Source organism: Pseudomonas sp. MWU16-30317 (assembly GCF_020515695.1).
Taxonomy (GTDB): domain Bacteria; phylum Pseudomonadota; class Gammaproteobacteria; order Pseudomonadales; family Pseudomonadaceae; genus Aquipseudomonas.
The window spans coordinates 356,001-380,009 of the sequence record NZ_JAIWJA010000001.1 but is presented as its reverse complement, the minus strand read 5'-3'; the positions used below and the strand labels follow the sequence as shown (position 1 = coordinate 380,009).

Sequence of the window (24,009 nt, the reverse complement as noted above, 5' to 3'; positions counted from 1 at the left end):
TAAGCTAATCATTAAAAATTAGCATATTAAAAAACCTCTTTATGCTTATATTCGTACCAGCCGCGACACCGTGAACCTGCTGGATGGAAAACCACCATGACCGATAATTCGAACCCCGAGCGCCTTCGCACCTTTATTGGTGCCCTGGCCGAACTCATTGACCGCAATCCCAGCCAGGAGCAGTTGCTGCAACAAGGCGGCGAATTGCTGGGCCGTCTGGTCAGCGTAGACGACTGGCTGCCCGACGCCTTTGCCGTGCCGGATCCGCAGCGCTACCAGCAGTTCCTCCTGCACGCCGATTCGCGCCAACGCTTTTCAGTGGTCAGTTTCGTCTGGGGTCCAGGCCAGACCACACCCATCCACGATCACCGCGTGTGGGGCCTGATCGGCATGCTGCGCGGCGGTGAATACTCCCAGGGCTATGCCCGCGCCGCTGATGGGCGGTTGCATATCGAAGGCCCGGCGGTCCATCTGCAACCGGGGGATGTGGAGCACCTGGCACCCGACAGCAACGATATTCACCAGGTCACCAATGCCTTCGCCGACCAGGTCTCGGTCAGCATCCACGTGTACGGCGCCAATATTGGCGCCGTACGCCGCGCCGTCTATCAGCCTGACGGCAGCGAAAAACTGTTTATTTCCGGCTACAGCAACACCGTCTTGCCCAATATCTGGGACCTGTCCAAGGACCTTGCCGCCCCTACCTCCTCGACACCGGAGCACGCTACACGATGAGCCTGACTGCCACCCGATCCTTTGCCGACATACGCCGGGCCCTGCTGGCCCGCACTGAAGTGGCATTGGTCGATGTCCGTGAAGAAGATCCCTACGCCAAGGGCCACCCACTGTTCGCGGTGAATGTCCCGCTGTCGAAGCTGGAACTCGAAGTGTTCGACCGGATACCGCGGCGTGACACCGCCATCACCGTCTATGACGATGGTGAAGGCCTGGCCGAATTGGCCGTGCACCGCCTCGAAGCCCTCGGCTACAGCGATGTGCGCCTGCTGGAAAACGGTTTGCAGGGCTGGCGCGACGCTGGCGGCGAGCTGTTCATCGACGTCAACGTGCCCAGCAAGGCCTTTGGCGAGCTGGTCGAACACGAGCGCGACACGCCCTCGCTGCCTGCCGAAGAAGTACGCGCGCTGCTCGACCAGAACGCCGATGTGGTGATCCTCGATGCGCGTCGCTTCGATGAATACCAGACCATGAGCATCCCCAGCGGCATCAGCGTGCCCGGCGCCGAACTGGTACTGCGTGCCCGCGAACTGGCGCCCGATCCTAAGACCCGCATCATCGTCAACTGCGCCGGCCGCACCCGCAGCCTGATCGGCACTCAGTCGCTGATCAACGCCGGCCTGCCAAACCCGATTGCCGCCTTGCGCAACGGTACCATCGGCTGGCTGCTGGCCGGGCAGACGCTGGAGCATGGCCAGGCGCGCCGCTTCGCCGAAGTCGACGAAGCCACCCGGGCCCAGGCCGCGAGCGCTGCGCGTGAAGTGGCCGACCGCGCCAGCGTGCAACGCACGACCCTGGCGCAGTGGCAGCAATGGCAGGCCGACGCCACCCGCACCACCTACCTGTTCGACGTGCGCACGCCTGAAGAATTCGCCCTCTCGCACCTACCGTCGGCGCGCTCGACGCCCGGCGGCCAGTTGGTCCAGGAGACCGATCACTTCGCCAGCGTGCGCGGCGCGCGGATCGTGTTGGTGGACGACGATGGCGTGCGTGCCAACATGTCAGCCTCGTGGCTGGCGCAGATGGGCTGGGACGTTTCGGTCATCGACGACGCCCAGCACAGCGACTTCACCGCCAGCGGCGAGCGGCGGCCCAACGACCCCGAAGTGAGCAACTTCGAGACCATCAGTGCCCAGACGCTGCAGCAATGGCAGGCCGAGGGCAGCGTGGCCGTGCTGGACTTCACTACCAGCGCCAACTACGTCAAGCAGCACATCCCCGGCGCCTGGTGGGCACTGCGCTCGCAATTGCAGGACGTGCTCTACAACGTGCCGGACGCCGAGCGCTATGTGCTGACCTGCGGCACAAGCCGTCTGGCGCGCTTCGCCGTGGCCGAGGTAGAGGCGCTGACCGGTCAGCCGGTGTTCCTCCTCGAAGGCGGCACCGCCAGCTGGAAAGCCGCCAACCTGCCGCTGGAGGGCGGTGACCAGCGCCTCGCCGCCGCGCGTACCGATCGCTATCGCCGCCCTTATGAAGGTACCGAGGCACCGCCTGAGGCCATGCAAGCCTATCTGGACTGGGAGTTCGGTCTGGTCGCGCAACTGGGTCGCGATGGCACCCACGGCTTCAAGGTGATCTGATATTCGGGGGGCGCTGCGGCATTGGCGTCGATACGGCTGGCGCTTTCGCGGGCAAGCCTTGCTCCCACCGTATGCGACTGTCAATCCTGTGGGAGCAGGGCTTGCCCGCGAAAGCGTCAGTGGCTTCACTGTAGATCGTGTGCCGCCCCCCCTTCCATAAGCTAAGACCCCTTCGCATTTCACGGACGAACCTGAAACGCCCGCAACACATTCAGCGTCACCTGCCCCACCGAATTCGCCTCACCCCACGCGGGCAGCGCCGCACCCCAGCACACCGACCCTACCGCGAACACCAACCCACCCGCCTCGGTGCGGCGGATGCACAGGTCAGCACGGCGGCGCGGTCCTTCGTGAGGCTCCTGCTCGCCGGTGTCCAATTCATAGCTGTCGTCGAAAGACTCGGCACAGGCCAGCACTACGGTGTTTGCCGGGGTCCCCCAGTGGCGACTGGTACGGTCTATTTCATAACCGGCCGCACCGCCCAACAGGATTCCCGCAGCGTCGATGCGCTCACCCGTGACGCCCTCGAACACCCAGGCCCAGGCAGGCTCGTAACTGGCCGGCGTTCGTGCATAGGGCTGCGCCCGAGTGAACCCCATGGCCGCCGTGCCAACGCCCAGCAGACGGTGCTCGGGGCGCCCGCGCCAGCGCCACAGGCCGCCCGGTTCGCCGGTGATCGACAGATGATTTTCGCCCGGCGCGCTCTCCCAGGTGCGTACCCCGCGCTGGCCGCGGCGCACCTCCAGCGTGCCCTGCTCGTCCAGCGCCGCCACCCAGTAGAAACCGTTGCCGCCCAGGTAGGCGAGGTTGCCGGCGCCGTCGATGTAAGCCTGCAAGGCACCGAGCATTGGCGTGGTCCAGTACTCCGGATGGCTGCCGGTGATGACCCCGGTGCAGCCGTCGAGCAGGTTTGGATCGCGGTGCAGGTCATGGTCGCTGATCACCTCTACGGCCACGCCGTTGTCGGCGAAAAAGCGCAGCATGTGCAAGTCGACAGGCAAGCCGTGGGGGCCGCCGCACAAGGGGTACTGGTAGTCCTCGCGAACCGTGGTCCAGGGGCATGGCCAGGTCGCGAGGGACACGCCGGAGCCGTCCTGATGGCTGTCGTAGAGGCTCAGCCAGCGATTCTGCTGCGCAGCCCGATGGCCGGGGTCTTCGAGCTGCCACGGGTAGAGGGCTTCGGGCAGCGCCTCGTTGGCATAGGCCTGATAGGTCAAGGTCGGCAGCACGAACAGCAATCCTCGGGCGGGCTGCGCGGGTAGCACTACAAAGGCAATGTCCGCCTGCCCCGGGGCGCTTCGGACACGCAGCGCGTACACGCCGGACGGCGTCTGGGCAGGAATCCTCAGAGACAGGCTCTCGGGCCAGTCGAATGCCGGTCGATCATCCTCGTGCAGATGCACCGCCGCGTACTGCTCAGGCGCACCGCGCGGGTCATGGTAATCACCGGTCCATGCCGGCCCTCGCGCGGCCCAGGTGGGCGCGCCATGGATGATCAGCGCAGCGCGATGGCCGTGCTGATCGGCGACGCGATCGACGGGCTGGATCGGCAACGACCAGACGGAGACGCCGTCGATTCCGGCCGCAGTGATCGTGGCCACGCGGGCATTCAGCGTCGGTGAGCGCTGCGCCCAGTCGGTGGCGATATTGATGCCGTCGATGCCCCCACGGGCCCCTGAGCACTGCTGATCGCAGAGCACTCGCGCCCCCTCGGTGATGCAGATCCGTCGAACCTGCTCGTTCCATTCGAAACGCATCGTCAGCCAGATATCCCTGGGCAAGGCCACCGCCGCGAAGGCGCGCTCAGCGCCGCTGATCAGGCTCACCCCAACCTGTGGCAGATAGCGGCATTCGAAATCAGCTGTGGACAGCACCACCCGCTCGCCCTGATTGGCCGTCAGCAGCAGATCGAACGTCATCCACCCGCTCGCCTCGGCAACCGGCACCTCGATCCATGACCCTAGCTCGAAACCCTGCACGCCAGGCGCTTGCCCCATGCCTTGCAACGGCCAGCGCAGCGCCGGTTGCTCCAGTCGATCCAGGCGCACTACCTGGGTGTCGAGCACTTGCGTGACGCAGGACAGATGAAACCCCAGGCGCTCGCCGGGCCGAGCGCTGAGGGTGCTGGGGTAGCCCATGATCGGCAAACTGGAATGGTCGGTGAGTCGATGCATGCTGCGTCTCCAATAACGGCCCCGGCAGTTTCGCTGGCGCGCCGGCCAAGGTAAAGTCTCGGCCATCGTTGCTCAAGAAGAGCCGCGCGCCCCAGACAATCAATCTCGACAACGGACTGCCCCGCCATGCTCGACGTCTTCCACGCCCTGCCCTTCACGCCGCTGAACTGGGGCCTGATGCTGGTCGCCATTGCGATCGCCTATATCGTCTTCGGTATCGCCGGTTTCGGCACCGCGCTGGTGGCCGGGCCGATTCTGGTCAGGCTGATGCCGCTCTCGCAGGTGATACCGCTGCTGGTGCTGCTGGATTTCATCGCCGCTTTCGGCAATCTGCTGCCCTCGCGTCAAGCCGTGGTCGGCCGGGAGTTGCTGCGACTATTGCCCTGCATGGCGGTGGGCTGCACCTTGGGCGTGGTGTTTCTGCTCAAGCTGCAATCGGATCGGCTGCTGCTGCTGATGGGCTTGTTTCTGGTGGCCTATGCCATTTACATGCTGGCGGTGAAGGTCAAGCCGGCGCGGCTGTCGGCGTTGTGGTCGATCCCCCTGGGTACGGTGGGCGGTTTGTTCGGTGCCCTGTTCGGCAGCGGTGGGTTTCTCTACGCCATTTATCTCAGTGCGCGTCTGGAAGACAAACAGCAAGTACGGGCGACCCAGAGCGCGCTGATCAGCTGCAGCACCCTGGTGCGCCTGACCCTGTTCATCGTTGCCGGCGTGTATGCCGACTTGCGCCTGCTGGCCCTCGCCGTCTGCCTGCTGCCGGCCATGGCCGGCGGCTTGTGGCTGGGCCGCCGCCTGACCTTGCGCATGTCCCGCGAAGCCTTCGTGCGCTTGGTGACCTGGCTGGTGCTGGCCAGCGGAGTGACCTTGCTGTACCGCTATTTCAGTGGCTGATACGGGCCGGCATCACGCCAGGCGCCGGTAGCGCAGCCACACACCACCGCCTTCCTGCACCTCGGCGCTGGTCAAGGTCAGATAATGCGCATCGCGCCAGTCCTGCTGCTTGATCTCGAACGAAGCCGGGTGTTCGCCACGGCCATCGATCAGCGGCAGGATCACCACGCTGACCTCATCTACCAGCCCGGCATTGACGAACGAGCCACTGACCGCCGGACCGCCCTCGACGATCAATCGCTCCGTGCCCAGCTCGCGACCGAGTGTTTCGACCACCTGATGCAGGTCGATGTCAGTCTTGCCGGCGAAGAAATACGACACTTCGATGGACTGCAGATACGCCAGGTAGTCATCGGACACCGCTTCGGTCAGCACTTCGACCACATGGGAGCCCAGCGCCTCGTTGCTCTTCCAGGCAACCTTGCCGTGGGGGTCGATGGAGATCGCATACTTGTCCGCATCGCGCTTGGCAAACCATGCGGTGCGCGGGATCGGCGCCTTGGCCAGCCCAGTCGGATAGCCCTCGCCGTGCGCGATCTCCTCCATGGTCACCCGCCCGCAGATCCACGCATCGAAGGCAAAGCCCTCGGCGAGTTTCTCGTACAGCTCGCCTGCGGCCTTCTTGAACGGCCGGTCCCAACCGTCGGTCAAGGCGTGGCCGTCCAGAGAGGACATCATGTGACAGATAACGTAAGGCTTCATCGCGGGGCTCCGGGTCGGGATATTGATCTAATGCCGACCCGGGATCGCCCTTAATAGTTCAGCTGGCTGGATGATCTAGACCCGGCGCACGGGGCCGGGATATTGGGCAACCAGGCCATCGGAGGTCAACAGCGTAATGCCCTCGACGGTCGCTTGAGATACCAGAATTCGGTCGAAAGGATCTTTGTGAATGGCGGGCATGCCCTCTACGCCCACGGCGTGCTCGCTGGCGATCGGCAGTTCGCTGTAGCCGTTGTCCAACAGGCAACGGCGCAGCACACGGGCATCGACTTGGAAATCAGCCCGCCCCAAGCCCTTCTTGATGGCGATCTCCCAAAGACTGGCGGCACTGAAAAACAGCTCATTGCGCGGATCGTCAATCAACTCGCGCGCCAGCGCGGAAAGAGCCGGCGAATCCGCCGCTACCCACAGCAACAAGTGCGTATCAAGCAGCAGTTTCACGCCTCGCCACCGAATAGGGCTTCGATTTCATCGGCGCCCATACGATCGAAGTCATCCGGCACCTGGATTTGCCCTGCCATGAAGCCAATGCGTCTGGTCTCGCCAGCCTCTGGAGCCCCCAATGCCATAACTTTGACCAGCGGCTTGCCGGCCTTGGCGATGATGAACGACTCGCCTTTGCTTGCAAGATCGATAAGCCGCGACAAGTGAGTTTTCGCCTCGTGAATATTGACGGTATGCATAAAACCTCCAACGGACTAAGTCCGGTTAGTCTGGTCTTAATTGGCAGCATCCGCAACCACTGCGCCCGCTTCGCGCGAGCGCAGCAGATCAACGGGTCGATAGCGCCCTATTTGACGAAATTATCCACCAGCAGGTGCGCCACATCGCTGCCCCGCCCGCTCAGCACCGCCTTGGCCGAATACAGGGCCATGTTGGACACCTGCGAGAACTCCACCTTGGGCGGCATCACCAACTCTTCAGGGTTGACCTTCACGTCCAGCAGCGCCGGCCCCGGATAGGCCAGGAATGCCGCTACCGCTTGCTCCAGCTCAGCGCCTTGGGTGACCTGCTGACCATGGAAGCCGATGACCTGAGCCAACTGCGAGAAGTCCGGATTGAGCAACTCGGTGTAATTGTCCAGGAGGCCCTCGACCTTCTGCTCGATCTGCACGAAGTTCAGCGAGGCGTTGTTGTAGACCACCACCTTGATCGGCAGCTTTTCCTGCACTGCGGTGAGCAGATCACCCAGCAGCATCGCCAGCCCGCCATCGCCCGACAGCGAGATGACCTGGCGCTGCGGGTAGGCCTTCTGCAAGCCCAGAGCCTGGGGCATGGCGTTGGCCATGGTGCCGTGGCGCAGGCTGGTGAGGGTGCGGCGCTGGCCGTTGACGTTGATATGGCGCAGCAGCCAGACCATCGGCGAGCCGCCGTCCGCGGTGAACAGCGCATCGGCGCTGGCATGCTTGTCGAGCAGATGCGTCAGGTACTGCGGTGGATCAGCTCGCCGTCGGTGTGGCGCTGATCGTGAGCCAGGGTCTTGAGGGTCTTCTGCCGGACCTTCAGGCACTCTTCCAGATAATCGTGCTCGCTGCGCTCCGGGATCAGCGGCAGCAGCGCTTGCAGGGTCGCGGTGATATCGCCGACTACACCCAGATCGATCGGATGACGACGGCCCAGGTGAGCACCCTTGCGGTCGACCTGAATCACCGTGGCCTTGGCCGGGTAGAACTGCTGCCAGGCAAAGTCAGCCCCCAGCAACAGCAAGGTGTCGCAGTTCATCAGGGCGTGATAGCCCGACTCGACCCCGAACACACCGGTCATGCCCATGTTGTAAGGATTGTCGTACTCGACGAAATCCTTGGCCCGCGACGTGTGGGCGATAGGCGCCTTGAGGCGACTGGCCAACTCGACCAGGTCGTCGTGGGCACCCTCGCAGCCGTAGCCGGCATAGATGGCGATCTTCTTGCCCTTGGCGAGCAAATCGGCGATCTGCGCCAGTTCGTCGTCATTGGGCCGCAACACGGGGCGTGGTTGATGGGCGGTGAACGGGCGATCGCCTTTGACTTCCATGCTGCTGATGTCGGACGGCAGGATGATCACCGCCACACCGCCTTCATTGAGCGCGGTCTGCGCAGCCATCATGGTCACCCGGCGAGCCTGCTGCGGGGTGTAGACCTGTTCGCAGAACACCGTGCAATGACCATAGACCGCCTTGAAATCCACTTCCTGCGGGAAGTCCATGCCCAGCTCGCTGGTCACTACCTGGCTGGCGATCAGCACCAAAGGCGCGCCATTGCGTTGCGCTTCGAAGATACCGTTGATGAAGTGCAAGCCACCTGGGCCACAGGAACCGGCGCAGGCGGTGAGGCGGCCACTGATCAGCGATTCGGCGCCGGCAGCGAAGGCGGCGACCTCTTCGTGGCGCACGTGCACCCAGTCGATGTCGCTGCGGTGGATGGCGTCGGTGACGTAATTGAGGGTGTCACCCACAATCCCGTAGCAATTGCGCACACCGGCAGCGTGCAGGGTTTCGACGACGATATCGGCAACTTTCTTGGCAGCCATGGGGTGCTCCTTTCGATTTTGGCGCGACGGGTTCCATGGTTAGTGGGCCGTGCCAGACACGAGTTCAGAGCGATTGGCGCGGGTGGTCATGAAGAAAATCTCATGGCCCACCGCTGGACCGGACGTTACAGCCCCAAGTCGCTCAACCCCGGATGATCATCCGGGCGTCGCCCCAACGGCCAGTGGTACTTGCGCTCACCCTCCTTGATCGGCAGATCGTTGATGCAGGCGAACCGCCGCTGCATCAGGCCATCGGTATCGAATTCCCAGTTTTCGTTACCGTAGGAGCGAAACCAGTTACCCGAGTCGTCATGCCACTCGTAGGCATAGCGCACGGCAATCCGATTGCCCTCGAAGGCCCACAGCTCCTTGATCAACCGATAGTCCAGTTCCTTGGCCCACTTGCGTGCCAGGAAGGCTTGCGCCTGCTCGCGACCATGAACGAACTCGGCGCGGTTACGCCACTCGGTATCCGGCGTATAGGCCTGCGCCACCTTGGCGGCATCTCGGGAGTTCCAGCCATCCTCGGCCAGCCGTACTTTCTGGATCGCTGTCTCGCGGGTAAAGGGCGGCAGCGGCGGGCGTTGTGTATCGCTCATATTCGGTCTCGCTCAGAAGGGTTTGTAGGGCAGGAATTTGCCATCGAGGGTGATCACCGCGCGGCTGCCGCCCTCGGGATCGTCGACCTTTTTCAGGTCGAGCTTGAAGTTGATGGCGCTGACGATACCGTCGCCGAACTGCTCGTGGACCAGGGCCTTGAGCGTGGTGCCATAGACCTGCACCATTTCATAGAACCGATAGATCGTCGGGTCGGTGGGGATGCGCTCAGGGATGCTGCCGCGCAACGGGATGGCTTGCAGGCGAGCGATGTCGTCGTTGTCGAGGCCCAGGCGCTCGCCAACGATTTCTGCGCAGGCGGCTGGCAGGGGATGCTGCCCGAGCAAGGCCGCAGTGACATAGACCAGGCTCAATTCGGTGCCTTGAGCGAGGGCTTCCCAAGTGAGGTTTTTATCCAGCTTGGCAGCGAGGATACGTTCGGTCAGGGGTTGACGCTGGGTTTGGCTTGCATCGGCGTGCATGGTGTCACTCCTTCATCGAGATGGGTTACCTAAACCCATAGCACAGCACGTACCAACTTCATTTATCATTTAATCCATTGATAAACATAGTAATTTTAAATTTTTAGATAAACGATATTTCGTCATTAACGACACTTCGTACTAATATCGACGATATATCGTCATATCCGGCTCCCCCGCCGTTCGAGGATCACCATGAAAGCCCTGACTCCGCAACTGATCCTCGGCGCCGCCGGTGAAGGCATCTATGGCATCGACCGTCGCGGTCACGCCACCTTCGTCAACCCCGCGGCCGAGCGCATCCTCGGCTGGAGCGCCGCCGACATGGTCGAGCGCAACACCCACGACCTCATGCACCATCACCACGCGGATGGCAGACCCTATTGCGGCACCGATTGCCCGATCTATGCCGCCTTCAACGACGGCGAAGTGCACCACGTCACCCACGAAGTCTTCTGGAACCGCGACGGCCAGCCGATCCCGGTGGAATACACCAGCACGCCGATGCGCGATGGCGACGAACTGGTAGGCGCGGTGGTGGTGTTCCGCGACATCAGCTCGCGGCTCGAAACCGAGCGGCAATTGCGTCAGGCGCTCAGCGAAGTGCAGCAGCTCAAACAGCAACTCGAGCAGGAAAACGCCTATTTGCAGGAGCAGATCGCCGTGGACCAGGGTGGCCATGACCTGATCGGCAGCAGTGCCCCCTTGCAACGCATTCACCAACAGATTCGCCTGGTGGCGCCGACCGACGCCAACGTACTGATCTGCGGCGAGTCGGGCACCGGCAAGGAGCTGCTGGCCCGCGCCATTCACCAACAGAGCCTGCGCCGGGACCGCCCGCTGATCCGCGTCAACTGCGCGGCCATCCCGCGCGAGCTGTTCGAGAGCGAATTTTTCGGCCACGTCAAAGGCGCCTTCACCGGCGCCATCAACGAGCGTGTCGGGCGCTTCGAGTTGGCCCATGGCGGCACCCTGTTTCTCGATGAAGTGGGCGAAATCCCTCTGGACCTGCAAGGCAAGCTGCTGCGCGTGCTGCAGGAACAGCAGCTGGAACGCGTCGGCGACAGCGTCACCCGGCAGGTCGACGTGCGGGTCATTGCTGCCACCAACCGCGACCTGCAAAGCGAAGTCAGCCAGGGACGCTTTCGCGAGGACCTGTACTTTCGTCTCAACGTCTTCCCGATCGAGTCCGTACCCCTGCGCCGCCGGCCCGAGGATATCCCCGGCCTGGCCAAGCACTTTCTCACCCTCGCCTGCCGCCGCCTCAAGCGCCGCGAACCGGTCCTCAGCCTGGCCGATATCCAACAGCTGCAGCGCTATCCGTGGCCGGGCAACGTCCGTGAGCTGGAGAACCTGCTGGAGCGCGCCGCGATCATTTCCACCGGCGCGCGCCTGCATCTGGAAATGCCCAATGCGCCAGCGGTAGCCCATCAGCCGCTGCCCAGTCGCGCCGGCATGCGCATCCTCACACAGACCGAACAGCGCGACCTGGAGCGCGACAACCTCATCGCGGCGTTGCAGGCCTGTCAAGGCAAGATCGCGGGTGCCGGGGGCGCTGCCGAGCTGCTGAACCTGCGACCGACCACCTTGCGCTCGAGGCTGGATGCGTTCGGGTTGCAGCCGGCGGCGTTCAAGAGCAAGGGCTAGACCAAGAGCCGCCGCGGTCACGAGTTGCCTCACACGGTGTTCGCCGATCCGCCCATCGCTTCATGCGCCCGAACGATATCGGTTCAGGCGCCCGCAAGATGATCGCAACAAGGCTGGCAGCTATTGAACAACGGCGGCGCCTCTCCTATGGTTAGCGCACTTGACCGGGCGCCTCCGGTTTTTTGACCTTGCAGAGATGGATCACTCATGCGCTATTCCCCGTTCACCGACCGCATCGCCGGCAAAGGCGTCGCCGCCTGGGACATTCACCACGCCGCAGTGGTGGCCGAGCGCGAAGGGCGCGATGTGATCGTGCTGAGCATCGGCGATCCGGACTTCGCCACGCCAGCCGCCATCACCGAGGCTGCGGTTCAGGCACTGCATGCCGGAGATACCCACTACGCCGAAATTCCCGGACGTCCGGCGTTGCGCCAAGCGCTGGCCACCCGCTACGCCCGGCTGTGGCAACGGCCGCTGGCGGCCGAGAACGTCTGCACCGCAGTCGGCGCCCAAAACGCCTTGTTCGCCACCTCGATGTGCCTGTTGCAGCCTGGCGATGAAGTCATCGTTCTGGAGCCGATGTACGTGACTTACGAAGCCACCATCCAGGCGTCCGGGGCGACACTGGTGCGGGTGCCCTGCCCGGCAGCCAACGGCTTTCGGCTCGATCCGCACGCGGTCACTGCCGCCATCACCCCACGCACACGGGCGATCTTTATCGCCAACCCGAACAACCCCACCGGCGTGGTGCTCGATGCGAGCGAGGTGCATGCCTTGGCGGAACTGGCCATCGCCCACGATCTATGGGTCATCGAAGATCAGGTCTACGAAAGCCTCACCTATGGCGTGCCGCACCTCAGCATCGCTGCCCTGCCCGGTATGGCCGAGCGCTGCGTGGTCGTCGCCAGCCTCTCCAAGTCCCACGCCATGACCGGGTGGCGGGTCGGCTGGGTGATCGCCGAGCCAGGGCTGATCGGCCATATCGAAACCCTGATGCTGTGCATGACCTATGGGTTGCCGGGTTTTCTGCAGACTGCGGCCCTGGCAGCGCTTGACTGTCACGATGAAGTCACCACACAGATGCGCGCCGTCTACCGCCGTCGTCGCGACCTGGTGATCGCAAGCCTCGGTGATTGCCCCCACCTGAACGTGCTCAAACCCGATGCCGGCATGTTCGTGCTGGTGGACGTACGCCGCACTGGCCTCAGCTCGTTGGACTTCGCCTGGCGGCTATTCCACGAAACCGGCGTGGCGGTGCTGGATGCCGAAGCCTTCGGCGCACCGGCAGCGGGTTTTGTACGGCTGTCGTTTACCTTGGGGGATGACAAGCTGGCCGAGGCGTGTCGACGCATTCGCGGGTTTGTGGAGGGGCTTTGAGGGCATTGCCCTTTGCGGTCAAGTCGCAGCAGAGGCGAAAGCGCCCACGCGACGGCCCTGATACGCTGGGCGCAGCAATTCCCTGAAACCGTCACGCCTCGCGCCGCGCTGGGTCAAGGGACAAAGTTCGCCGAAAGACAGGCTGCGTCGATGCTTGAACATCGACGCAGACTCTCAGCGACCCGGTAGAAACAGCAGGGACCGGCGCCCTGTCAGATCGCCCAATCCACCCCCACGCTGTAACGTCGACCATCCAGCACTTTATGGTACTCGTCGTAGCCGATCCGCTTGTCGAACACGTTGTACACCCCGGCCAGCAGCTTGAGGTCAGGGGTCACTTTGTAAGCCGCGCCCAGGTCGACAAAGGTGTAGGCCGGCGTGTATTCAGAATCCCCATTGCGCAAATACTCCAGGCTGCTGGAGCGGTAGTTCAACCGTGTCCAGGAGGCCAGCCGGTCGGTGGTTTGCCAGTTCAGCGTGGTGTTGTACATATGCCGTGGCGTGTCGTTCAACGGCTTGCCTTTGAGCGCACCCGTCTTCTGCTCGGAGCCCGTGAAGGTGTAGTTGCTGGCCAGCGACAGGCGCTCGGACAATTGCCAATCCAGGGTCGCCTCGATGCCTTGCAACTGCGCCTCATCAATGTTGATGCGGTCACTGATGAACTTGTACGCGGTGGCGCCGATCATGCACTGGCCCGAGGCGTTGCCGGTGCTGTCTACGCAGCGCCGCTGCGAGGTGATCCGGTCCTTGAAGTCGGTGCGAAACAGCGTCAGCCCGCCGCTGACGCCTTGCTGGCCGTCCCAGATCACTGCCAGCTCCTGGCTGATGGTGGTTTCAGGTTTGAGCTTCGAATTGCCGACGATGATCGCCGGGTCGCCACCGCCACCCGTGATCTGCCCCCAATTGTCGACGGCCGCGCGGATATCGGGCGAACGATAGCCGGTGGACACCCCGCCTTTGACCGTCCACTGGCTGTCCAGGTGATAGACCCCGTACAGCCGCGGCGACCAGTGCCCGCCATAGTTCTCATCCTGATCCAGGCGCAATCCGGCAGTGAGTGCAAAGTCCTCGGTGAGGCGCCATTCATCCTCGGCGAACAGCGCCCAGGACCAGCGTGTCAGCGTGCTCAGGCCAGCGCCCGCCTCCAATTGATTGCCCAGGTCGGTCAGGTCTTCGTACAGATACTGCCCCCCGACGGTGGTGACATGACGATCGCCGAAATACGACATCTGCGAGTTGACCAGCGTGGTCCGCAGGTCCATCTCACGGCCGGGGTTGGTGCTGCGATCGGCCTGGATGTAGCTGTCGCTGTGCAACGCGCTCCAGCGCCCGGAATGGCTGAGGGCGACATGGGTGCGCGCGTAGTTGTTGTGATCGTCCTTGGTGCCCGCGCGCCCGCGGTGGCTGTCGCGCTGCTGCAACGTATGCCCGCCTTCCAGCATGAACGTGTTGAACGCGTCCGGGGTCAGCGCCAGCTTGGCGGTCCCGCTGTCAGTGGACTGCTCCTTGAAACCGCGGATGAAGCGATCCTCGTCACGCCGATTGCGTTGCCCGTAGAATTGCAGCCCCAGCAACCCGTCGATGAGCGGCCCGGCGGCGAATACATCGGTGTTGTTGGCATTGCCCGAGGCGGAGTGCTCCTGCAGGGTCAGCTCGCTGCGGACATTGCCATACCATTGTTGCGAAACCTTGCGGGTGATCACGTTGATCACCCCACCCATGGCATCGGAGCCATACAGCGACGACATCGGCCCGCGTACCACCTCGATCCGCTCGATGGCGGCCAGCGGCGGCAACCAACCCTGCTCGATGCCGGAGTTGTCGCTGTTAGGGCGCGTAGCCCGTGAGTCCTGCCGCTTGCCGTCCACCAGGATCAGCGTGTACTGCGACGACATGCCGCGAATCCTGATATCACTGGTACTGCCGCCGCCGGTGACCTCTACTCCGGGTACGTCGCGCAAGGCGTCGGTCACGTCACGGTAAGACTTGTTGGCGAGCTGCTCCTGGCTGATCACCGTGATCGACGCCGGGGCGTCCTTGAGTTGCTGGCTGAAGCCCGAAGCGGTGACTACCTGGTTGGGCAGTTCCATAGGGGTAATTTCGGCACTGACGGCCACGCTGTAAAGCGAGCAGCAGCCAAGGGCAAGGGTCGATGGAGCGAGGAGACGAGACATGGCAAATCCTGAAGGCCAGGCACCGCGAACGGCGCGAAGCCACCCATGGTAGTGAGAATCATCCGCACTAAAAGCCGATTTACGATACTTACGTTTTTCCTGGGAATGGTTTCCCCCTTGTAAATCCAAGGGCCAATTGCCACTTTTTTTGAAATTTCTTGAAACATCCCCAGCCCCCATCCCCCTTGGCCTCGAGCGCCGACAACCGGGCGCAATGTCGCACCCCAGAGCCTTTGCAGCGGTTGCGCTGAACCGGTTCAGGTGCGATAACAAAAAGGCAACCTGCTCGAACATCTATAAAAAACATAGATTCACAGGGCATCGGACGTCGACCCTCGGCGATCCTGCAACGGTTGTCATTTTGCTCGCGCGCCCCGACCGCACACCCTGTGGATCGCCGTGTCATCGAGTCTGCCCAACAACCTCATAGAGGCCATTCATTCGGCGTACGCCAACGCCGTGCAACAAAAAGGAACGTGACATTGAGCGATCAATCCACTCCGAACACCCCCCTTTCCCGCTTCTGCAAGATGCTGGGCATTCCCTACCCCATGTTCTGGGGTTTCGTCGGCTTGCTGATCTTCATGATCGGCGACGGTGTCGAACTCGGTTACCTCTCCCCCTATCTCAGTGATCACGGCATGGCCGACGACCGCATCGCGGTGGTCTTCACCCTGTACGGCGTGACCGTGGCAATCTCCTCCTGGCTGGCCGGTGCCCTTTCCAGCCTCTGGGGCCCCAAGCGCGTGATGATGCTTGGCCTGCTGATCTGGAGCGTGTTCGAAACGTTGTTCCTGATCTACGGACTGGAGAAAGTCAGCTACCCGATGATCCTGCTCACCTATGGCCTGCGCGGCTTCGGCTACCCGCTGTTCGCCTACGGCTTTCTGGTGTGGATCGCAGCCGCTACGCCGTCGCGCAAGATGGGTCTGGCGGTAGGTTGGTTCTGGGTGGCCTATGCCGCTGGCCTGCCGACCCTGGGTTCGCTGGTGGCGAGTTTCGCCATTCCACTGATCGGCGCCCTGCAGACGTTCTGGCTATCGTTCGCGCTGGTGGTGTTCGGTGGGCTGGTCGGATTGATCGGCATGCGTGAAGCCCACGGCATGCAGCGCCTCGCCCCCGAGGGCGAGAAACCGCTGCGCTCGATGACCAAGAACATCACGATCATGTGGACCAACCCCAAGGTCAGCCTGGTGGGCCTGGTGCGGATCATCAATACCTCGTCGATGTTCGGCTTCCTCATCGTGATGCCGGGGTTCTTCATGGACACCGTCGGCTTTACCCTGGAGCAATGGCTGCGCCTGCTGACCATCGTCTTCGTGTTCAACATCATCGGCAACCTGACGTCCAGCGTGATCAGCACGCGCATCGGTTATCGCAACACCATCCTGTGGCTGGGCGCAGTCGGCAGCACCATCAGTACGCCGCTGTTCTTCTTCATGCCTCAGGCGTTCCCGCACAACTTCATGCTGGCCGCGGTGTTCGGCGCGTTCTATGGCCTGACGCTGGCGTGCTTTGTGCCGTTGTCGGCTCTGGCACCGGCGCTGGCGCCGCAGAACAAAGCTGCGGCGCTGTCGGTGTTGAGCCTGGGCGCAGGCGCTTCGACCTGGGTCGGGCCCGCGGTGGTGGCGATCTTCAACGAAAGCTTCGGCCTGGGCGGTGTGGTCTGGGCGTTTACCGGGCTCTATGCATTGAGCGCGGTGATGATGACCTTCCTGCGCGACCCGGAACCGGTGCATGAGCCGGTGCTGACCAAGGCCAAGTCGCGGATCAAGATAAAAGCCCCGCGTCAGGACCTGCGCTGGGCACATGCTACCCGCGACTGAGGTAACACTCGTGTGAAGCGAGGGGGCTTGCGCCCGATGGATTTTGCAGACACCACCACGTCTGAAAGTTCATTGGGGGCAAGCCCCCTCGCTGCATTTGCGACAGGCCACACAGATTTGCAGCCCGCAGAGCGCAATGCTCAACTCCCCCTGCTAATTTGTAACAAATGGCACATAACCTGCTATAAATTTAAACAACTTTTCACTTGACCCTTTTATCCGCTAGGGATTTCCAGCACCACTGCGCAACGCTTGCCCATCGATGGTGCACTGCGCAAACCGCAAGCACGGTCACCCGACCGCAGGACCAAAAAGAGCGCCTGTTCGATAGTGAACGCCCGGCGCCAGGACAGAAGGCTTTTCACCATGAATGCCCGTACGCCGACCTCTGCAACTTCCGTCGACCTCGTCGCGCCGGCCACGGACCTGGCCGAAGCCCCGTTGTGTTTCGGCCCCTTTGCGCTGTACTCGCGCCAGCATCTGTTGTTGCGCGACGGTCAGCCGGTGAACCTCGGCAGCCGCGCCATGGCCCTGCTGGTCGCCCTCGCCAGCCGCCCGGGCGATCTGTTCGAAAAGCACGAATTGCTGGCGCTGGCCTGGCCACGGGCGGTAGTCGAGGAGTGCAATTTGCGCGCGCAGATTGTCAGCCTTCGGCGAGTGCTTGGCGCCGAGGGCAACTTCAGCTGTATCAGCACCGTGCCAGGGCGCGGTTACCGCTTCAGCGCGCCTCTGCGTGCAACGCCCAGCGCGCCGCCGGCGGCTGCAGTCGATGCGCCAATGGCTGCGACGCCCGCCACCCCGACACTGTCGCCCAGCGCCATCACGAACATGCCGCAGCCTTTGGCGCCCCTGACGATCACAAACAGCACCGCCCAAGGCATGCCCAGCGCGGTCACCGCCGTCGGCCGTGAAGCGTTGCTCGAGGCCCTGAGCACGCAGGTCCAGGTGCATCGACTGCTGACGCTCACGGGCGCCGCAGGCATGGGCAAGACCACTGTCGCCCTGGCCCTCGCCGACCGCTTGCAGCCATACTTTGCCGATGGCGTACGCTTTATCGACCTGGCCCCTATCGACGCCCCGCAACCGGTGCAGGGCATGATCGCCTGCGCGCTGGGCATCGCGACCGAAACCGCGACGCCCTTGCAGGAGCTGGCCGACACCCTGGGCGACAGCCACCTGCTGCTGGTGCTCGACAACGCCGAGCATGTACTTGAGACCACCGCAATGGCGGTAGAAACGCTGCTGCTGCATAACCCGCGCATCCATGTGCTGGTCACCAGCCGTGAGCCGCTGCGCGCTGCCTGCGAGTACGTGCATGAACTCGCGCCCTTGCCGGTCCCTGCCGAGCACCAGCGACTGCGTGTCGAGGACGTCGAGCAATACCCGGCACTACAGCTGTTCATGCAACGGGTGCGCGGCTTCGATGCCGATGTCGTCTTCAGCGCTGGCGACCTCGACGATGTCGCCTGTATCTGCCGCAAGCTCGATGGCAACCCGCTGGCCATCGAACTGGCGGCGGCGCGAGTGCGGGCGTTCGGCCTGCGAGATCTGGTCGGATTGCTGGACGGCAGCTTTCGCTTGCAGATGACTGGCCGGCGCACCGCACTGGCGCGTCAGCGCTCGTTGAGTGCTGCGCTGGACTGGACCTACGCCATGCTCGGCAGTGATGAGCAGGCACTGTTGCAACAACTGGCAGTGTTCAAGGGTTCCTTCAGCCTGGAGGCGGTCAAGGCCGTCATCGATCTCGGCCTGGACGATGTGCGCGATGCCCTGCCACTGCTCGAAAATCTGATCGACAAATCGCTGCTGAGCCTGGCCGAACACCCCCATGGCAAACGCTATCGGTTGCTCGAAACGACTCGCCTCTATGCCGTGCAAAAACTCGATGAGGCAGGCACCGGCCGCCAGGTATTCCATCGCCACGCCCTGTGGGCGCTGAAGCTCATGCACCGTGCCAACCAACAGTTGGACCGCCTGCGCCCCGAGCACTGGCTCAACCAATATGCCGTGGAGATCGACACCCTGCGCGGCGCACTGCAGTGGGCCTATGCCGACGTCGGCGATCGGCCATTGGCGGTCGAGCTGACTTTGTTGAGTGCGCCGCTGTTGTTGCGTTTGTCGCTGATCGGCGAATGCCACGAGTGGGTCAAACAAGGCCTGAGCAATGCACCACTGGCGCCCCCGGTCACGGCACGCCAACGCATGCGCCTGCTGACCGTCAGCGCCAGCTTGCTGATGCTCACCTATGGGGCCAGCAGCCAGATGCGCGAAGCCTGGGCCCAGGTGCGTATCGACGCCGACGCATTGGGTGACACCGACAGCGCCCTGCGCGCGATCTGGGGCCTGTGGAACGACCGTATCTGCACCAACCAGCATCGCCTGGCGCTGACCCTGGCCGAGCAGTTCTTGACCCATGCGCGCAATCCGTTGCAAGACGATCGGCAGATGCTCGGGATGCGGATGCGCGCCGTACCGTTGTTCTACATGGCCGACCTTGCCGGTGCTCGTCAGGCCGTGGCGCAAGCGCTGAGCTCACCGCTTTGCGCCCGCTCGCACCTGGTGGAGATGCATTTCGACCAGCGCATCGCCACGCGCTCGCTGCTGGCCCAGGTGCAACTGCTGGAAGGCAATATCGGCCAAGCGCTGCTGACTGTCGACGCCAACGTCCAGGACGCCATCAACCTCTGCCACCCCGCCAGCCTGTGGTACACCCTGTGCCTGAGCGCCATCCCTATCACCCTGATGGTGGGCAGCCTGCACAAGACCCGGCAATTGATGACCCTGCTCAAGGACAGTTCACAAGGCCGCGAGCTGCACTTGTGGCGGCAACTGGCGCGCTGTTTCGACAGCATTCTGGCGATTCGCGACGGCGCACCACAGATTGGCGTGCCGCAGCTTGGCGAAGCCCTTAACCAGCTGCGCGACCAGGGCCATTCGCCGCTCTACAGCCTGTTGCGCTGCGAGTACGCGCAAGGCCTGGCGCTGCTGGGGCTGGAGGAGCTGGGGCTGGAAATGCTCGAAGAAACCCTCACGCTGGTCCGCAGCCGCGAGGAGTTATGGTACGTGCCGGAATTGCTGCGCGTGCAGGCGCAACTGCTGCGCCGCCAAGGCCCGGCGGCCAGTACCGAGCGCTTGCAAGGCTTGCTCGCCCAGGCCGACGAATGCGCACAACGCCATGGCCTGAGTTTCTGGACCACGCGCATTGCCGCCGACACGCAGCGCATCGACGAACCGCTGCCGCTGCGCCGCCTTCAGGGCAACCTGGCAGGCTAGATCAAGCGCGCCGCCACCAGCAAGTCGGCCACCGCCTGAAAACAGTGGTCCGGGATCGGATCACCGGCCACCGCACGCCGAGCGATATCCGCTGCCAGCGCCTGGTCAGCAGCGATGGCGATCCCCAGCCCGGTAGCCTCCAGCAAGCTGGCCTGGGCCTGGGTCGGCTCGACCCGGAACACCACCACCGGCACCGGGGTTTCGCCGCGTACATAGCGCAGCCCCACCAGCCAACCGCTGCCGTCACCGATCATCAATGAGGCACGCCCCAGGCCCAGCTGGGTCGCGAAGGCCTGCATTTCCTGGCGCTGACGGCGCCGCTCGCGCTTGATCAACGGGTCGCCGTCAGTGTCCTTGCGTTCGCGTTTCTGTTCGCTGCGGGTCATCTTCATGTCCCGGCCGAACAACCAGCGCTGCATCATCACGTCCACCGCGCCGAGCAACAGAAACGCCGCCAGCACGGTAAACACAAGCGGCTTGAGCACCGCGTAAAAGGTCGATTCGATGCAGCCCGCGCCACACCGCGAGGCCTCCATCAGTGCCTGCAACGCCTGACGCCCGACCACGTAAAACGCCAGGCCCAACAGGCTGACCTTGACCAGCCCCTTGATGCACTCGACGAAGTTGCGCATCGCGAACAGGCGCTTGAAGCCTTCGCCCGGATTGATCCGTTTGAAGTCCGGCTTGATCGGTTCGACGGCGAACACCACGCCCTTCATGGTGATCAGATTGGTGAGGATCACCGCCCCTACCGTGACCGCCACCACTGGCAGCGTCAGGTCGAGCAGAATCTGCTCGGCCAGGTCGATGACCCGCGGCCAGACACCCGCGAACGGCTCGATATACAGCTGCGCGACCAGATCGACCAGCGCAGTCACCTGGGCCTGGGCGCGGGTCACCAGCAGGGCGATGCACAACGTGCACAAGAGGATGACCATGGCCGAGACCAAGTCCTGACTCTTGGCGACCTGGCCCTTGGTGCGGGCCTCGCGCAGCTTCTTGTCGGTGGCCGGCTGGGATTTCTCTTCGCTGGTATCAGCCATCGCCGCACCTCTTCATCCGCCCACGCCCGACAGCGTCTTGAGCACCTCGACGGTACCGCGAAAGGCCGCCAGCTGGTCGAGCATCACCGGGATCAAAAAGCCGATGTAAATCACCATCAGCACCGAGAAAAACAGGTTCTTGACCGGCAACGACAAATCGAAGATGTGGAAGTTGGGCGCCATGCGCGACAGGTACGCGAGCATCAGGTCCGTAATCAGCATGGCGATCAACAGCGGCGAGACCATCAACACGCCAATGCGCATCACCTGGTCGAGAATCGACAGAATCGCCATCAACGCCGAGCTGGCGAACAACGGGGTGAAGGCGGTCACCGGCCACAACTGATAGCTGTGGTAGTAGCCGCCGACCATCATGATGAACCCCCCGGACATGAAAAACAGGGTGATCAGCATCACCGTCAACAAGGTCGCCATCACACTCGACTCCCCCGAGCCACTCGGGTCGAGAAGTTGCTGCATGGTCGATCCCCGTTGCAGGTCTACCAGTTCGCCGGCCATTTCCGCCGCCCAAAACGGAATGCCGAACAGCAACCCGATCAACACGCCAATGAGAAACTCCTTGACCATCAGCCCGGCGATGAAAAACCCGTTGTGCTCGGGCATGGCGGTGAAGGCCTGGAACACCGGCAGCAGCATCGGCACCGACACCGCCAACGCCACACAGGTGCGGATCATCCCGGTGAGCCCCAGACGATTGAACGCCGGGGTGACCATTACCAGGCCCATGGCGCGGCTGGCCGCCAGCGACGCGGAGCTGATGGTCGGGTAGGCCAACTCGACGAAAGCACTGGGCAAGCCGATATCCATCGGGGCTCAGCGCGTCCACAGCGCAAAATTGTCGAGCACCTGGCTGCCCAGCGCGGCGACCTGCCCGGCCAACAGCGGTCCGACGAAGACGATCACCAGCAAGACCGCCACCAGCTTGACCACCTGCGGCAGGGTCTGGTCCTGGATCTGCGTTAGCGCCTGCAACAGGCCGACACTCAAGCCGACGATAATGGCCACCGCCAACGCCGGTGCCGACAACAGCAGCACGGTCATCAGCGCCTGTTTCATCAACGAAAGAAAAACGTCCTGCCCCATGGTGTCACCCGTAGCTAAGAATGAGCCCGTGCATCAATCGCGACCAGCCGCTGATTGCCACGAACAGGAATATTTTCAATGGTATGGAAATCAGTGTCGGCGAGACCATCGACATGCCCATGGCCATCAACACATTGGCCACCAGCAGGTCCACCACCAGAAACGGGATGTACAGCAGAAAGCCGATCTCGAAGGCGCGGGTCAGCTCCGAACTGACGAACGCCGGCACCAGCACCACCAGATCGTCGTCACGCAAATCGGCGCGGGCTTCAGGCGACCAGAGGGTCTCGGTGGCCTGCACGAAAAAGCCGCGCTCGCTTTCGTTGGCAAAGCGCGATAGATGCGCCTGTAAAGGCGGACGCAAGGCATCGCCTAACTCTTTGAGCTGTTCGACGTTCTGCATGTCCAGCTGCCGACCCTGCACCTGGTGATACATCTCGCCAATCAGCGGCGTGGTCACGTACACCGACAGGATCAACGCGATGCCATACAGCACCAGGTTGGGCGGCGTCTGTTGCACGCCCAAGGCGTTACGGATGAGGAACAGCACCACGGAGATTTTCATGAACCCGGTGAGGGTGACCACGGCCAGCGGAATCAGGCCGATGGTCGCCACCACCAGAATGATTTCGATCAGATTGGGCTGATAGCCGTTCATGGAGTGGCCAGGCTCAGCAGGCGTACGCCCAGGCCACTGCCGATGCGCACCAGCTCGCCATGACCGACGCGGCGGCCATTGATTATCAACTCGACCCGTTCGCTGTCGGTGGTCAGCGGCAGGACACTGCCGGGGCCCATCTCCCGCAATTGCGCGAGGGTCAATTCATGGCTGCCCAGTTGGCAGGTGAGCGTCAGGGGCAGGCTGTCGAGGGTGCCGTCCGTTGCTTGGAGGGTACTCATGGGGTGGTTCCTGTTCACTGGAAAAGGGACTGTTTTCAGCGGCTGGCGTAACCGTAAACGGCCGCCGTCGACTTGCACCGACGCGTGCAACCGCTCGCCGATCACCAGGCTGGGGTCGGCATCGGCAGGTTGGTCGAGCATGACCACATCGCCCGGCTGCAGGCTCTGCCACTCGGCGACGGTCAACGGCGCGTCACCGGCGTTCAGCTGTGCGGCGACGGGCAGCGTATCGAAGGCCAGAGGAGCCCTGGGGCAGCAGCGGTCGAGGACGTCGACAATCAAAGCGGCGCTGCTTGCGTCCATGACCAGGCAAGCGGATTGCGCAGCGTGGTCGCCCAGTCGCAGGGTCAGATCTAACCGCAAGTGCGCCTCGAAAGACGCGCTGGGGAGGATGCGTAGCGGCTGCTCAAGCAACGTTTCCAAGGATTCGAGCAGTGGCAGCCAGGTGTACTCGATCAGCAGGCTGGTGGCGAGGTCGACGGGGCTGGGGCGCTGCGGTGAATGCTGCGGCCCCTTCGCGGGCAAGCCTTGCTCCCACGCATCTACGCCGCTGGCAGACCGTGCACTGTGGGAGCAAGGCTTGCCCGCGAAGACACCTTCACTGCCCGCGAAAATCTCCGGCATATCCCCCGACTCTACACCGCTGTCAGGCCGTGCACTGTGGGAGCAAGGCTTGCCCGCGAAGAGGCCTTCACTGCTCGTGAAAATCTCTGGCATATCCCCCAATTGCCGAGCCACTGACCTGGGCAGGCTCAAGCCGAACCGAGCCTCGCCCAACGCGCACAGCAATAGCAGATGATCACCGTCGAGCGCGGTCTCGTCTTTGCCCCACTGGACCCTGAGTGACTGCCCCATCACCTCGCCTTGCCACGGCTGGCGACGCAGGTGCAGGCGATTGTGCAATGTGATCTCGGCAGGCCCTGACGGCCACTCTGGCACATGCAATGGGCGAACATCGGCAGACTCTGTCGGTAT

General features: G+C 63.1%; 17 protein-coding genes and 3 pseudogenes. 7 read left to right on the top strand and 13 right to left on the bottom strand.

What is annotated here, in order from left to right:
• Positions 1-96: 96 nt before the first annotated feature.
• Complete coding sequence (locus LIX93_RS01765; RefSeq protein ID WP_226502296.1) at positions 97-735, top strand: cysteine dioxygenase; 639 nt, start codon at positions 97-99, stop codon at positions 733-735.
• On the top strand, positions 732-2,315 hold the full coding sequence (locus tag LIX93_RS01760; RefSeq protein WP_226502295.1) for a rhodanese-related sulfurtransferase: 1,584 nt from the start codon (positions 732-734) through the stop codon (positions 2,313-2,315). Before LIX93_RS01765 ends, LIX93_RS01760 begins: the two co-directional genes overlap by 4 nt.
• A 179-nt stretch (positions 2,316-2,494) precedes the next feature.
• Here the strand turns inward: LIX93_RS01760 and LIX93_RS01755 are convergent, their stop codons facing one another.
• Complete coding sequence (locus tag LIX93_RS01755; RefSeq protein WP_226502294.1) at positions 2,495-4,489, bottom strand: N,N-dimethylformamidase beta subunit family domain-containing protein; 1,995 nt, start codon at positions 4,487-4,489, stop codon at positions 2,495-2,497.
• A 126-nt stretch (positions 4,490-4,615) separates the two neighbouring features.
• On the opposite strand from LIX93_RS01755, the gene LIX93_RS01750 reads away from it, so the two are divergent.
• Positions 4,616-5,380 (top strand): sulfite exporter TauE/SafE family protein, encoded by a 765-nt coding sequence (locus LIX93_RS01750; RefSeq protein WP_226502293.1) that lies wholly within the window; start codon positions 4,616-4,618, stop codon positions 5,378-5,380.
• A 12-nt stretch (positions 5,381-5,392) separates the two neighbouring features.
• Here LIX93_RS01750 and LIX93_RS01745 read toward each other — a convergent pair whose 3' ends face one another.
• The 6 genes and pseudogenes from LIX93_RS01745 to cynS form a co-directional block, all read right to left on the bottom strand.
• On the bottom strand, positions 5,393-6,082 hold the full coding sequence (locus tag LIX93_RS01745) for a dihydrofolate reductase family protein (RefSeq protein ID WP_226502292.1): 690 nt from the start codon (positions 6,080-6,082) through the stop codon (positions 5,393-5,395).
• 75 nt (positions 6,083-6,157) lie between these two features.
• On the bottom strand, positions 6,158-6,544 hold the full coding sequence (locus tag LIX93_RS01740) for a type II toxin-antitoxin system VapC family toxin (protein WP_226502291.1): 387 nt from the start codon (positions 6,542-6,544) through the stop codon (positions 6,158-6,160).
• The gene (locus LIX93_RS01735) at positions 6,541-6,786 is read right to left on the bottom strand and encodes a type II toxin-antitoxin system prevent-host-death family antitoxin (protein WP_226502290.1); all 246 of its coding nucleotides are present in this window, start codon (positions 6,784-6,786) and stop codon (positions 6,541-6,543) included. Before LIX93_RS01735 ends, LIX93_RS01740 begins: the two co-directional genes overlap by 4 nt.
• A gap of 107 nt (positions 6,787-6,893) precedes the next feature.
• Positions 6,894-8,611, bottom strand: a pseudogene (locus LIX93_RS01730) (thiamine pyrophosphate-dependent enzyme).
• A gap of 125 nt (positions 8,612-8,736) precedes the next feature.
• Entirely contained in the window at positions 8,737-9,210 is a 474-nt protein-coding gene (locus LIX93_RS01725) for a nuclear transport factor 2 family protein (RefSeq protein WP_226502289.1), read from the bottom strand.
• A 12-nt stretch (positions 9,211-9,222) separates the two neighbouring features.
• A complete protein-coding gene (gene cynS / locus LIX93_RS01720) occupies positions 9,223-9,690 on the bottom strand; it encodes a cyanase (protein WP_226502288.1) in 468 nt (155 codons plus the stop codon).
• A gap of 213 nt (positions 9,691-9,903) precedes the next feature.
• Here cynS and LIX93_RS01715 point away from each other — a divergent pair.
• Positions 9,904-11,337 (top strand): annotated as a pseudogene (locus tag LIX93_RS01715) (sigma 54-interacting transcriptional regulator); the annotation flags it as partial.
• A 207-nt stretch (positions 11,338-11,544) separates the two neighbouring features.
• Positions 11,545-12,702, top strand: a pseudogene (locus tag LIX93_RS01710) (aminotransferase class I/II-fold pyridoxal phosphate-dependent enzyme); the annotation flags it as partial.
• Between the two features lie 224 nt (positions 12,703-12,926).
• Here LIX93_RS01710 and LIX93_RS01705 read toward each other — a convergent pair.
• On the bottom strand, positions 12,927-14,888 hold the full coding sequence (locus tag LIX93_RS01705) for a ligand-gated channel protein (protein ID WP_226502286.1): 1,962 nt from the start codon (positions 14,886-14,888) through the stop codon (positions 12,927-12,929).
• Positions 14,889-15,370: 482 nt separating this feature from the next.
• Between LIX93_RS01705 and LIX93_RS01700 the strand changes: the two genes are divergently transcribed.
• Together LIX93_RS01700 and LIX93_RS01695 are read left to right on the top strand one after the other, a co-directional pair.
• Entirely contained in the window at positions 15,371-16,714 is a 1,344-nt protein-coding gene (locus LIX93_RS01700) for an MFS transporter (RefSeq protein WP_226502285.1), read from the top strand.
• Between the two features lie 366 nt (positions 16,715-17,080).
• Complete coding sequence (locus LIX93_RS01695; protein ID WP_226502284.1) at positions 17,081-19,987, top strand: winged helix-turn-helix domain-containing protein; 2,907 nt, start codon at positions 17,081-17,083, stop codon at positions 19,985-19,987.
• On the opposite strand, the gene LIX93_RS01690 is transcribed toward LIX93_RS01695, so the two are convergent.
• Genes LIX93_RS01690 through sctQ form a run of 5 tightly spaced genes read right to left on the bottom strand, consistent with a single transcriptional unit; the run spans position 19,984 to position 23,937 of the window.
• Positions 19,984-21,030 carry an EscU/YscU/HrcU family type III secretion system export apparatus switch protein gene (locus tag LIX93_RS01690; protein WP_226502283.1) on the bottom strand — a complete coding sequence of 349 codons (1,047 nt, stop codon included), beginning with the start codon at positions 21,028-21,030 and terminating at the stop codon, positions 19,984-19,986. The genes LIX93_RS01695 and LIX93_RS01690 overlap by 4 nt on opposite strands.
• A 12-nt stretch (positions 21,031-21,042) precedes the next feature.
• Positions 21,043-21,858: a type III secretion system export apparatus subunit SctT gene (gene sctT / locus LIX93_RS01685; RefSeq protein WP_226502282.1), complete on the bottom strand. Its 816-nt coding sequence runs from the start codon at positions 21,856-21,858 to the stop codon at positions 21,043-21,045.
• 6 nt (positions 21,859-21,864) lie between these two features.
• On the bottom strand, positions 21,865-22,134 hold the full coding sequence (locus LIX93_RS01680; RefSeq protein ID WP_226502281.1) for a flagellar biosynthetic protein FliQ: 270 nt from the start codon (positions 22,132-22,134) through the stop codon (positions 21,865-21,867).
• A gap of 4 nt (positions 22,135-22,138) precedes the next feature.
• The gene (gene sctR / locus LIX93_RS01675) at positions 22,139-22,792 is read right to left on the bottom strand and encodes a type III secretion system export apparatus subunit SctR (RefSeq protein ID WP_226502280.1); all 654 of its coding nucleotides are present in this window, start codon (positions 22,790-22,792) and stop codon (positions 22,139-22,141) included.
• Complete coding sequence (gene sctQ / locus LIX93_RS01670; protein WP_226502279.1) at positions 22,789-23,937, bottom strand: type III secretion system cytoplasmic ring protein SctQ; 1,149 nt, start codon at positions 23,935-23,937, stop codon at positions 22,789-22,791. Before sctQ ends, sctR begins: the two co-directional genes overlap by 4 nt.
• Positions 23,938-24,009 lie beyond the last annotated feature (72 nt).